This window comes from uncultured Kordia sp. (assembly GCF_947489565.1).
Classification (GTDB): domain Bacteria; phylum Bacteroidota; class Bacteroidia; order Flavobacteriales; family Flavobacteriaceae; genus Kordia.
Window position 1 is genome coordinate 21,726 of sequence record NZ_CANLEA010000031.1, and the last position, 13,343, is coordinate 35,068.

General features: G+C 36.3%; 7 protein-coding genes. All 7 read left to right on the forward strand.

The genetic code is table 11. The features are described 5' to 3' along the window. The first annotated feature begins 607 nt into the window (after positions 1-607). The 7 genes from Q0845_RS25950 (at position 608) to Q0845_RS25980 (ending at position 13,334) form a co-directional block, all read left to right on the forward strand. The gene (locus Q0845_RS25950; RefSeq protein ID WP_298520400.1) at positions 608-3,793 is read left to right on the forward strand and encodes a glycoside hydrolase family 2 TIM barrel-domain containing protein; all 3,186 of its coding nucleotides are present in this window, start codon (positions 608-610) and stop codon (positions 3,791-3,793) included. A 16-nt stretch (positions 3,794-3,809) separates the two neighbouring features. Then, positions 3,810-5,270 carry an Ig-like domain-containing protein gene (locus Q0845_RS25955; RefSeq protein ID WP_298520402.1) on the forward strand — a complete coding sequence of 487 codons (1,461 nt, stop codon included), beginning with the start codon at positions 3,810-3,812 and terminating at the stop codon, positions 5,268-5,270. A gap of 20 nt (positions 5,271-5,290) precedes the next feature. Continuing rightward, positions 5,291-6,130, forward strand: coding sequence for a glycoside hydrolase family 16 protein (locus Q0845_RS25960; protein WP_298520404.1), 840 nt, complete (start codon positions 5,291-5,293; stop codon positions 6,128-6,130). A gap of 13 nt (positions 6,131-6,143) precedes the next feature. Then, positions 6,144-6,977, forward strand: a complete 834-nt coding sequence (locus Q0845_RS25965; RefSeq protein WP_298520407.1) for a PKD domain-containing protein — start codon at positions 6,144-6,146, stop codon at positions 6,975-6,977. A 63-nt stretch (positions 6,978-7,040) separates the two neighbouring features. Next, on the forward strand, positions 7,041-10,502 hold the full coding sequence (locus Q0845_RS25970; RefSeq protein WP_298520410.1) for a hypothetical protein: 3,462 nt from the start codon (positions 7,041-7,043) through the stop codon (positions 10,500-10,502). Positions 10,503-10,518: 16 nt separating this feature from the next. Continuing rightward, positions 10,519-11,808: a glycosyl hydrolase family 17 protein gene (locus tag Q0845_RS25975; RefSeq protein ID WP_298520413.1), complete on the forward strand. Its 1,290-nt coding sequence runs from the start codon at positions 10,519-10,521 to the stop codon at positions 11,806-11,808. Between the two features lie 2 nt (positions 11,809-11,810). Beyond that, positions 11,811-13,334 carry a glycoside hydrolase family 30 protein gene (locus Q0845_RS25980; RefSeq protein WP_298520416.1) on the forward strand — a complete coding sequence of 508 codons (1,524 nt, stop codon included), beginning with the start codon at positions 11,811-11,813 and terminating at the stop codon, positions 13,332-13,334. The last annotated feature ends 9 nt before the right edge of the window (positions 13,335-13,343 follow it).

The window sequence follows — 13,343 nt, forward strand, 5'->3', positions numbered from 1 at the left end:
TTCTTTTCGAATTCGGAAAGAACAAACAGAGCAAGAAAAAAATGCAAAATGTACAAAACTTAAGCTTGAAAAGCGGACTGGTACATTTTCTCAAAAAGGTGATACTAAATCATCAAATAAGCAAAAAATAGAGTAGCAAAATACGAATAATTCAAAACGACATCGATATCGTTTTACATATCAAAAATGGCACAAAACAGTGAAAAAGTCTATAAACCTATAAAAAGCATATACAAAAGACTATACAAGCACTACAACATTACTACAACATATAGTGAAAATCAAGTGTTTGCGCTGTTTTAATTAAAAAAAAAGTAAACTTTAAAATCATTATCAATCCTGCAAAATCAGAGGGATTAAATTGACAATAACGCAATTTTAGTACGGTTTTATTGAGATGTATGTTTTTTGTTGTGGTTCATATTTAAGATTTCGCAATAATAATATATAGTTTTAGTAACAGATAAAATAAGTAGAGTCTAGGCTCGAAATAAACCATCAAGAATTTAAATAGACAATGTAATTAGCTGAAACGATCTAACCTACCTTAATATAAAGATCCTTCGCGAATTCCATCTGACCAAATTAACAAACTAAAAACAAACAGATGAAAAAAACCTTTCTAACCTTAGCACTGATTTTTTTAACAACATCTATGTTTTCTCAAGCTGACAATGTTACTGTCAAGAAAACAGATCAAGGAATGAAATTGGTAGTTAACGGAAAAGATTTTATGATCAATGGTATGAACTGGGATTATGTGCCAATTGGTTCCACAATTACCGATCCAGGAATTTGGAATAGATCAGACGATGTTATTATGTCAGCACTTGACGCAGAAATGTCATTGCTAAAAAACATGGGTGTAAATGCAATTAGGACCTATAACCTAAAACCAAAGTGGATTAAGTATATCTACGAAAACTACGGTATTTACACAATGCTCAACATTACTTTTGGAGCCTATGGACTTACCATAAACGGAGCTTGGACTCCACAAACGGATTACGCTGATCCTGCAACTAGAGAAGTATTGATGAAGGAAGCCATTGATATGGCCAATACTTACAAAAATACGCCAGGACTACTATTATATATGATAGGAAACGAAAACAACTATCATTTATCGTGGACAGGAGCAGAAACAGAAGCAATTCCAATTGAAGGAATTGATTCAAACAAAATAAAAGCAGCACGTGCATTATACAAAGCTTTCAACGATGCTTCATTAGAAGTAAAGAAAATTGATACATCGCATCCAGTGGCAATTTGTAACGGAGATATGTTATATGCTGACTTGGTAAAGCAAGAATGTACAGACGTTGATATATATGGTACAAACATGTATCGAGGCGTTTCTTTTGGAGATGCATTTACAAGAGTAAAAAATGAACTAGACATGCCAATTCTTTTTGCAGAGTTTGGTTCAGATGCTTTCAACGCAAGAGATAACGAAGAAGATCAATATTCACAAGCATACTACATGGTTGGAAACTGGAAAGAAATCTACGCAAATGCCGCAGGTGTTGGTGGAGCTCAAAACTCATTAGGAGGATTTACATTCCAATTCTCTGATGGTTGGTGGAAATATCTTCAAACAAAAAATTTAGACGTTCATGACAACAATGCTTCTTGGCCAAATGGAGGATACTCTAGAGACCAAGCAAAAGAAGGAGACAATAACATGAACGAAGAGTGGTTTGGTATCTGTGCCAAAGGTCCCACAAATGCAAGAGGTTTATACACGTTATATCCTCGTGCCGCATACTACGCATTAAAAGAAGTTCACCAAGTTAATCCTTACGATAAAGGAATATCTAAAGACTTCGTAGAAAATCATATAGACAACATTCAAATTATGGATGCTGTCCTAAGAGCAAGAGGAGACAAAGCTGCTATGGGTGGCGGAAGTAACCAAAAAATACGCATAAGCCAATTAAGAGCCGAATTCACAACATTCAATACAGGTGGAAGTTTAATTACTACGCCAGACACAGAAAACCCGAATGAAAATGTATTCCCAAATCAATTAGGTTTTGATCACATGCAATCGTATTACGTAGGAATTGAAGGAAATCCTGCTCCAAACATGAGAGCCAATGTAAACTTCAATATTCTAGGAAATGTTGCAGAAAATCCAATCAACGAAATTTTCTATGAAAATGCAGGAAGACCTATCACAATTGTTGGTGTTGATGGAGGAAACGATATTGATGTAGAAGTTGCTGATTTCAACAGAGTACGAGTATACAATGCTGAATTTGAATGGAAAACAAAAAATGCGGATGTACGAGGATTTTACCGTACAGGACACTATCACTGGGGATATGAAGGAGATATCTTCGGGTTATATCCAGAAGCAAACTACGGTCCTAACTTAGATATCTACGGAGGTGAAATTTTAGGAATTGAAGTTGATGGTAAAGGAGCATTAGCAGGTGCAAAAGCTGCATTTGGTCCACAACTTTGGTGGGGAGCAAATCCAACAATGTTATTCAAGTATACAAAAAATATCAAAGGTTGGGATGTTACAGGTATTTATCACAGAGACTTGCAAACAGATCTTGAATTTGATCAGACTGGACGTCGTGTATTAGATGCCAATCAAGTCCGAAGTGGTGTAATTCCAGCATGGCCAATAGAAAGAGCAACTCTAGCAATTGAGAAAGACTTTGGTAAAATTGGATTACAAGTTGGAGGAATCTGGGGAGGAAATCCTCTAAATGGTAGTGTATACCAAGATGTTAGAGGAACTTCTGGAAACTATACAGTCGTTGAAGACAAAATTAAATCTAGCGACAATTGGGGAGCAAAAGCAAAAATTACATATGAAGGCGGACGATTCAACTGGTACGCACAAGGTAGTGTAATGGGATTAGTTGCCAATGGTGGAGCCGATCAAACACAAACTTTTACCGGATGGAGATTAAGAGACTCTGGTAGCGGAAACATGTCTAACTTCTTATCTGGTTTTACATATACAATGGGAGACTTTCAAATAGCTCCAAACTTCATGTATCAAAAACCATTAGTAGACGCTATGCCAACAGATGTACAAGCGCCAGGAAGATTACGTAATGTAATTGACGATCCATTTGCTGTACGAGGAGGAAACCGTGAAATGACTGCGGGTGAAATCTTATTCACATACGATCCTACTCCAGGAACTTGGATGTACGAGTGGAACAATGACAGAGCAGAAGATGCAAAATTTGCAGCCAACTTAGGATTTGTATTCCGTCACTTACCAACACAACAAGATGCACATATCGGATTCAACGCAAATCGTACATTCTTTGCATTCCCAAATACAGTACCAGCGGAAGATTTATGGGAAATCAACTCACGTATGGTATCTAAAGTATCACCGGAATTAGGAATCATTGGAAACTTCTACTACGGAAATGCACAAGCAAATGGTGATAATAACAGACTGATCAAACGATTTGGTGGAGATGTTCGAATGATTTACAACAACATCAAAGTAGAAACACATGTAAAACTTAATGATTGGGGACCATTTGATTACCATAGAGATTTCAACCTAACATATCCAACACAGTTAATGTTAGATATCTCTACATCATTAGGAAAACCAGATTGGTTCGTGTTACCGAGTACAAGAATCGGAATTCGCGGAACATGGCGTTCATTAGACGAGTTTTCGCCAAGATACTCGCCAAACGCTACAGCAGGTCAATTCTCAAACACACCAGTATTAAGTCCAGTAGGATTTGACAATGGAACAGAATGGGAAATAAGAACATACATACATATCAATATCGGAAAATAATAAATCAGCTATAAAAATGAAAGTATTAACATATTTAAAAAACACACTACTTGCTGGTTTTGCAATAGCCTTAACGGTAAGCTGTGAAAGAGATATATCGGATGAAGCTATAGAAGCGACATTCCCAAATACACCAGATATATTTATTGATGCTCCTGTGAGTTTAACAGATGAATTTTTCATCTCGTTTGATCCCGCTGTTGGTGCAAATACTGAAGGTTTTGGAACAGATGAAAATGAAGCGTATGCAGGATCATCCTCTATACGTATTGATGTGCCAGCTCCAAATGACCCAGATGGTAATTTTATAGGTGGAATTTTTAGAGACCGTGGAGAAGGTAGAGATCTTACAGGATACGATGCTTTAACTTTTTGGGCAAAAGGTTCACTAACTGGAACTATTCAAGTTGGTTTTGGAACCGATTTCTTAACAGATACATATCCAGTTTCAACAGCAATTCAATTATCAAGCGGATGGAGAAAGTATGTCATTCCAATTCCTGATCCTTCAAGATTAGTTCAAGAAAGAGGAATGTTCTTATTTTCTGCAGGATCTTTCGATGCTTTAGGAAATGACAATCCAGCCGATGCAAACTCTTTTAGTGACAATATTGGCTACACATTTTGGCTAGATGAATTAAAATTTGAAAACCTTGGAACTACAAATTTACTATATCCTTTTATTCTAAACGGACAAGATGTAGAAATAGACAACTTTACTGGATATACACAAACAATCGATGGTTTAGGAGCTACGTTTAACTTGGGTAACGGTCAAAATATATCTGTAGAAGCATCAAGAGCTTATTTTGATTTTACGTCATCTGACAATTCTGTAGCTACGGTAAGTGCTACTGGTGATGTAAATTTAATTGGAGCGGGTACAGCTACAATTACAGGAAGCATAGGAAATGCAACAGCGAATGGATCTTTGACATTAAATTCTACAGGTTCTTTTGTAAATGCACCAGATCCAACCCAAGCACAAGCAGATGTGATTTCTATATACAGTGAATCTTATCCTAGTGTTACTGGATTCAATCCAGGAGTCTTTGCAGGCTCAAATACACAAAGTATTTCAGTACAAACTTTTGAAGGTAACAGCCATGTAAACTATGAAGGAATTGACTTCATTGGAATTGGATGGGATGGAACGGTAAATGTCACAGGTGAAACAATGGTTCACGTAGACATCCAATTAACAAGCGGAGCTGGCTCAGCACTTGTGATGGAACTCATCGATTTTGGTCCAGACGATACCGACAATGGTTTCGGCGACGGAACTGCAGGTGGATTTAACGTAAGTAGCCAATTGATGGAAGGTCAGTGGGTTGGTATCGATATCCCTTTAAGTGCTTTTACATTGCCTACAGGTGGTGGTGGAGCAGGGAATCCTAACCTAGCTAATATCGGTTACATTGTTTTTGTTTCTTCGAATGGAGCTTCATTCTTAGTCGACAACATATATTTCTATTAAGAATTTATAAAATAAGATAAATGAAAAAAATCATAAAAAATAGTATGCTAGCATTAACAATCATCTCGAGTGTTGTTTTTGTTAGTTGTGAAGCAGATGAGACTCAAACTGTGGCTACGCTAAGCAACTTAGTAATGTCTGACGAGTTTGATATTGATGGAGCACCAGACCCAAGCTTATGGACGTATGACTTAGGTGACGGAACACAACAAGGCTTACCAGCCGGTTGGGGAAACAATGAACTTCAAATATATACCAGCAATTCTGAAAATGTAGAAGTTCAAAACGGACTTTTAGTAATTACTGCTAGAGAAAATACCGCAGGAGGATATACTTCTGCAAGAATAAAAACACAAGGATTATTTGAGCAACAATACGGTCGTTTTGAAGCGCGAATTCGTCTGCCTCAAGGAAAAGGTTTATGGCCAGCTTTCTGGTTATTAGGAAATGATTGTAGTCAAAACCCTTGGCCAGCATGCGGAGAAATTGACGTGATGGAATATTTAGGAGATCAACCTACAGTTGTTTTAGGAAGTGTTCACGGACCTAATTTCTCTGGAGCAGAATCAATCTCAAAAGAATATCAACTCACTAATGATCGGTTTGATACAGACTTTCATGTGTTTGGGATCGAATGGAGCCCAGGACGAATTAATTATTATGTAGACGATGTTTTGTATCAAAGCATTACACCAGAAACAATTGCAGAAGAAACGAATGGTGCAGGAACATGGGTATTTGATAATGCATTCTATATCATTTTGAATGTAGCTGTTGGAGGAAACTTGCCTGGTAGCCCAGATGCAAATACTACGTTCCCACAAAGAATGCTTGTTGACTACATAAGAGTTTATAACTAAAAAATACAAAGACATGAAATTTTTAAAATATAAAATAAGCCTACTTTCTTTGGTAGTATTGTCATTGGCAATGTTTACTTCATGTGAAGATGACAATGAAAGTGGAGTCACACTAATAGGTTTAGAAGCCAAATTTATAACAGAAATAGATTCTAAAACAATTTCATTTATCAATGTTTCCAGTAATGCTACTTCGTATTCATGGGATCTTGGTGATGGAACAACGTCTTCATTAAGTAATCCTGTAAATCGATATTCTAATGGAACCTATACAGTGGTGTTAACAGCATTTAATGACAATGGTGAGTCTAGTACATTTCAAGAAACATTCACGATTGATGGATGTATTGACGAAACCGAAGAAAACACAGATCCTGCAAATGGTGATTTAAACTGGAATTTTCTAAGTGATGATACAGGTTTTGATGCCTTTGGAGATATCGGCGGTGCTATTGTAGCAAATCCAGTATTAGACAATGTAAACAGCAGTTGCTTTGTACAAATCTATGACAAGACCATTGGTTGCCAAACTTGGTCTGGAGTAGGTGTTGAATTGGCTACAGCATTAGATTTTTCAACAATTACGAACAAAACTTTTAAAATGAAAGTTTTAGCACAAACGCAAGTGACAGATGTTACATTAAGACTAGAGTTTATGCCTTTTCCAAACGTAAATCCTTTCCAAGAAAGAATTGCAACAATCACACAAGTAGGACAGTGGCAAGAACTTAGTTTTGATTTTACAGGTGTCAATGCCGGAACTTTTAAAAGTATGATTATCTATTTTGATAGAAACGCACCTTGCGATGGTGATGTTTACTATTTTGATGATATCACTCAAGAATAAACAATCAAACGAAACACAATAAAATTCCCCTACTTCCCTGAGAAGTGAAAATAATGACCAATAATGATTAAAGAAGCAAGCTTAGATCAAGATATTCTATCAAATATGTCTCAAATAGAAACAGTACACATAGACAACGAACGTTTTTACAAAATTTCTAATAGCGATACCATTCGACCATTTTTTATGAGTATCGTAAGTGATTCCGACCATTGGATGTTCATATCTAGTAATGGCGGATTAACCGCAGGACGTAAAAACGCTGAATTTTCGTTATTTCCATATTACACAGATGATAAAATCACAGAATCTGCTGAAATAACTGGAAGCAAATCTATTTTTCAAGTCACAAAAAATAGTAAAAACCATTTATGGGAACCGTTCTCAGAACGTTTTGAAGGCATGTACCATGTAACACGTAATTTGTATAAAAACAATTACGGAAACAAAGTAATGTTCGAAGAAATCAACCACGATTTAGAACTTACGTTTCGTTACCAATGGAATTCTAGCGATGAATTCGGATTTGTAAAAAAATCGAATCTCATCAATAACGCCCAAGAAGCTATACAGATAAATGTATTGGATGGAATTCAAAACATTTTGCCATACGGAGTTGGTTCAGATTTGCAAAATGCAAGTAGTAATCTGGTAGATGCTTACAAACGAACAGAACTTGAAGAAAGTACTGGTTTGGGAATCTTTGCGTTAAGCGCAATTATTGTAGATAAAGCAGAACCTAGCGAAGCTTTAAAAGCAAACATAGTTTGGTCATTAGGCATAGAAAACGCACAATACTTATTGTCGTCGTTACAATTAAAAGCATATCGTAAACGTCATCCAATTCAACAAGAAATAGATGTAAAAGCAGAAAAAGGTGCATACTTCATCAATACAGAAGTGCATTTGCAAGCAGCTGAAAGTAAACATTGGATGACAGTTACGAATGTAAATCAAGATCATAATGATATTGCAGCCTTATCAAATCGTATCAAAAATGAATCAGATTTAGCTGAAAAGATTCAAGATTCTATTGATCAAGGAACAAAAGATTTATTAGCATTAAATGCAGCTTCAGATAGTATGCAATTAACAGCCGATAAATTCAGAGATACACGTCATTTCTCTAATACGCTTTTCAATATCATGCGTGGTGGAATTTTTGACAACAACTATCAAATAGAAAAATGGGACTTTAAAAACTATCTGGCAAAAGCCAATAAAAAAGTAGCAAGAACTTCAGAAAATGTTATTGATGCTTTACCAGCAGAATTCTCATTAGCACAAATACAAAAGATTGCTTACGAAAGCACTGATAAAAACTTCAGACGCTTATGTTTGGAATACATGCCATTAAAATTCAGTCGTCGTCACGGAGATCCAAGTCGTCCTTGGAACAAATTCTCTATCAACACGCGAAGTGAAGTAGATGGTTCTAAAATATTAGATTATGAAGGAAACTGGCGCGATATTTTCCAAAACTGGGAAGCGCTAGCACATTCATATCCAGAATTTATCGAAAGTATGATTCACAAGTTCTTAAATGCAACAACTTTCGATGGATACAATCCGTATCGTGTAACCAAAGGCGGCTTTGATTGGGAAACCATTGAACCAGATGATCCTTGGTCGTACATTGGATATTGGGGCGATCACCAAATCATATACTTACAAAAGTTTTTAGAAATTATAGAAAATCACAAACCAGGAAGACTGGAAAGTTTTTTTGATAAAGACTTATTTGTATATGCGAATGTTCCTTACAGAATTAAGCAATATCAGGACTTACTAAAGAATCCAAAAGATACGATCGAATTTGATGAAGCATCCGATCATAAAATTAACGATCAACGTGAAGAATTAGGAGCAGATGGTGCTTTACTTCGTGATGAAAACAGATTCATCGTTAAAGTAAACTTCATCGAAAAAATATTAGCTACAACACTGGCAAAAATTTCTAACTTCATTCCAGAAGGAGGAATTTGGATGAATACACAACGTCCAGAATGGAACGATGCAAACAATGCATTGGTAGGAAATGGAGTGTCTATGGTCACATTATGTTACCTACGTCGTTTCCTTAAATTCTTTGAAACTGTTTTTGACAAATCGACTACGGATAAAGTAGAAATCTCAAAAGAACTAGTAGACTTCTTCCGCAAAGTAGCGGTAACACTTACTGAAAACCAACACATCTTATCAGGTAAAATTAACGATCAAGATCGTAAAACGGTTTTAGATGGTTTAGGAAAAGCAGGAAGCATATATAGAGAGCAAATTTATGATCATGCATTCACAGGTCGTAAGTCTAGCATTACTATTGATGAAATTCAATCTTTTGTCACTACGAGTTTAACATACTTAGAACATGCTATTGAAGCTAACAAGCGAGAAGACAATCTATATCACGCATACAACTTAATGACGGTTGAAAACAATGATGAAGTCTCTATTTCGTATCTAAACGAAATGCTAGAAGGTCAAGTTGCAGTATTAAGTTCAGGATATATCTCATCAAAAGAAGCATTAGCGGTATTAGATGGATTAAAATCTAGCAAACTATTCCGACCAGATCAGTATAGTTACTTACTCTATCCAAATAAAGAACTCAAAGGATTTATTGAGCGTAACACAATACCAAAGCAAGCGGTTATAAAATCAGCATTGCTAAACAAACTATTGAATGATGCTGATGCTAGTATCATAACACGTGATGTAAACGGTGAATATCACTTTAATGGAAACTTTAAAAATGCAGGTGACTTAAGTGCTGCCTTAGAAGAACTAAGTGAAACACCATATCAAGAACTTGCCGAAGAAGATGCTTCTTATGTATTAGAAATCTTTGAAGAAGTATTCAACCACAAAGCCTTTACAGGTCGTTCCGGAACCTTCTACGGATATGAAGGATTAGGTTCAATCTACTGGCACATGGTATCTAAACTGCAATTAGCCGTATTAGAATGCTGTTTAAAAGCAATTCGCGATAAAGAAAGTGATGAAATCGTTGGTAGATTATTAGAACACTATTACGAAATCAACGAAGGAATTGGAGTGCATAAATCACCATCCTTATATGGAGCTTTCCCAACAGATCCGTATTCACATACGCCAGCTGGAAAAGGAGCACAACAACCTGGAATGACAGGACAAGTAAAAGAAGATATCTTAAGTCGTTTTGGCGAACTAGGAGTATTTGTAAACGAAGGAAAACTATTCTTTGATCCATGTATGTTGCGTAAAGATGAATTCTTATTAGAAGACAAAACATTCAACTATATAAGCATCAATTCAGGAACAACAGAACTTTCTGTAGCAAAAGGATCTTTATGTTTTACGTATTGTCAAGTGCCAATTGTATACACTATTGCAGATCAGTATGCATTAGAAGTTCATCTTGGTGATGGAAGTGTGCAATCATTCAACAGCTTAAGTTTAGACGAAGCTACAAGTCAAAAAGTATTTGATAGAGCTGGAGCTGTAACTCAAATTAATGTACACATCAAAAAAGATCATTTAAAGTAAAAAATATTTGACAGTCATGAGAACATTAAAGCACATATCTAAATACATATTGATAACGCTCTTAATAGTGTCTTGTGAAAAGACGCAGAAAAAGAAAACGTCATCAGAACCATCAACACAGAAACAAGTGACCGCTAAAGATATATTAGGAAATAAAAACTATGTAGCTATCTCTTATGGTGGATATCGCACCAAAACACGCGATGTACAACCTACCATAGCAGAGCTCAAAGATGATATGAAGATTCTCCATGCGATGGGCATCCGAGTTTTACGTACATATAATGTACAACTACCACACGCAGCTAACCTTTTAAAAGCAATCAGGGAACTGAAAAACGAAAGTACAAATTTTGAGATGTATGTAATGTTAGGAGCGTGGATTGATTGTAAAAATGCTTGGACAGAGCAAACTCCCGATCACAATCAGGAAAGTGAAAAAAACAAGGACGAAATCGAAAGAGCTGTCGCATTGGCGAATCAATATCCAGATATCATTAAAATAATTGCTGTTGGTAATGAAGCCATGGTCAAATGGGCTGCAAGTTACTATGTGCAACCTGGTGTCATCTTAAAATGGGTGAATCATCTGCAAAATCTTAAGCAAGAAGGAAAGCTTGACAAAGACTTGTGGATTACAAGTTCAGACAACTTTGCCTCTTGGGGCGGAGGCGATACAATCTATCATGTAGAAGATTTAAACAAACTGATCAAAGCTGTTGATTACATTTCAATGCATACCTATCCAATGCATGATACACATTATCACCCAATATTTTGGGGAACCATAGATGATGGAAAACGCTCAAGTCTTGAAAAAATAGACTATGCCATGCTAAAAGCAAAAGAATATGCCATTTCTCAATACGATAGTGTGCACAACTACATGAAAAGTTTGGGAGTAAACAAACCAATCCATATTGGTGAAACTGGATGGGCTTCCTATTCTAATGGACACTATGGTGATACGGGAAGCAAAGCAACAGACGAATACAAAGAAGCTATCTATTACAAGCATATGCGTGAATGGACAGAAAAAGCAGGAATGTCTTGTTTCTATTTTGAAGCGTTTGATGAAATATGGAAAGATGCACGAAATCCTGGAGGATCTGAAAATCATTTCGGACTATTTACCATCGATGGAAAAGCAAAATATGCACTTTGGAATCTAGTAGATCAAGGTGTGTTTAAAGGATTGACCAGAAATGGAAATCAAATCATAAAAACGTATAACGGTAACAAGGATTCTCTTTTACTAGAAGTACAATTGCCTCCAGTAAAAGCTAAACTAGTTGTAAATCACTAACCATGAAAAAACTAAAAACATATAGCCTTTTAATGCTACTCATTATGATTACAGCGTGCAAAGACAAAGATAAAAAAGAAGAAAAAGCAGTGTTGCAGTTGAATGCGGAAGTGTTTGAAACTTCTGAAAGTGGAAACAAACTTACGAAACTGACAAAATTCAACACACCAAAAGATACAATAACGAAAACGACTTCGATCGTTCTAAATACTGAAAAGCAATACCAAACCATTACAGGATTTGGAGGCGCATTTACAGAATCTTCTGCGTATTTATTGAACAAACTAAGCAAAGAAAACAGAGATCTCATCATAAAAGCGTATTTCGATAAAGATCAAGCCAACTATTCACTCACGCGTACACACATGAATTCTTGTGACTTCTCGCTAACAAACTATTCATATACGCCTGTAGCGGATGATGTAAACCTAGAGCATTTCACCATAGAAGAAGATCGTGATGATCTCATTCCTATGATCAAAGATGCCATGGCAGCTTCACAAGATGGTTTCAAAATCTTTGCGTCTCCTTGGTCAGCAGCACCTTGGATGAAAGACAATAACAATTGGGTAGGCGGAAAGCTCTTAAAAAAATACTACGATACATGGGCATTATTCTTCTCAAAATATGCAGATGCTTACAAAGCTGAAGGTATTGATATTTGGGGATTCACCGTTGAAAACGAACCACATGGAAACGGAAACAACTGGGAAAGTATGCACTTTACTCCAGAAGAAATGACCGAATTTGTACAACATCACCTTGGACCAAAACTTGAAAAAGATGGCAAAGGTGATTTAATCATTTTAGGATACGATCAAAATCGTGCTGGACTCAAAGAATGGGTAGATGTCATGTACAAAGATGAAGCTTCTTCAAAATATTATGACGGAACTGCCATTCACTGGTATGAAAGTACCTATGAAATATTTGCAGAAGATTTGCAATATGCACACAACAAAGCACCAAACAAATATCTCATAGAAACAGAAGGTTGTATTGATGACGAAGTTCCTGTGTGGAAAGATGATGCTTGGTATTGGAAAAAAGAAGCCACTGATTGGGGTTGGAAATGGGCTCCGGAAAATCAAAAATACTTACACCCAAAATACGCACCTGTCAATCGCTATGCACGAGACATTATAGGTTGTTTAAACAACTGGGTTGATGGTTGGGTAGACTGGAACATGGTATTAGACCGACAAGGAGGGCCAAACTGGTTCAAAAACTGGTGTATAGCACCCATCATTGTAGATCCAGATGCAGATGAGGTATACATGACACCAATCTATTACACCATGGTACATTTTAGCAAGTACATTCGTCCTGGTGCAAAAATCATTGATGCACAAAATACAGACGAAGACTTAATGGTGACTGCTGCGAAAAATCCTGATGGAAGCATTGCAGTCGTAGTATTCAATGAAGGTAAAACTGAAAAATATTTTTCACTACATCTAGGTGAAACATCAAAGACTATATCAATTAACCCACAAGCGATTCAAACCATCGTGATAACCAATTAAAACTAACCA

What these genes read in the sequence shown, in the direction of transcription:
- Q0845_RS25950 (WP_298520400.1), top strand. Translation starts at nt 608, where the DNA reads ATGAAAAAAACCTTTCTAACCTTAGCACTGATTTTTTTAACAACATCT.
- Q0845_RS25970 (WP_298520410.1), top strand. Translation starts at nt 7,041, where the DNA reads ATGATTAAAGAAGCAAGCTTAGATCAAGATATTCTATCAAATATGTCT.
- Q0845_RS25975 (WP_298520413.1), top strand. Translation starts at nt 10,519, where the DNA reads ATGAGAACATTAAAGCACATATCTAAATACATATTGATAACGCTCTTA.
- Q0845_RS25980 (WP_298520416.1), top strand. Translation starts at nt 11,811, where the DNA reads ATGAAAAAACTAAAAACATATAGCCTTTTAATGCTACTCATTATGATT.
- Q0845_RS25965 (WP_298520407.1), top strand. Translation starts at nt 6,144, where the DNA reads ATGAAATTTTTAAAATATAAAATAAGCCTACTTTCTTTGGTAGTATTG.
- Q0845_RS25955 (WP_298520402.1), top strand. Translation starts at nt 3,810, where the DNA reads ATGAAAGTATTAACATATTTAAAAAACACACTACTTGCTGGTTTTGCA.
- Q0845_RS25960 (WP_298520404.1), top strand. Translation starts at nt 5,291, where the DNA reads ATGAAAAAAATCATAAAAAATAGTATGCTAGCATTAACAATCATCTCG.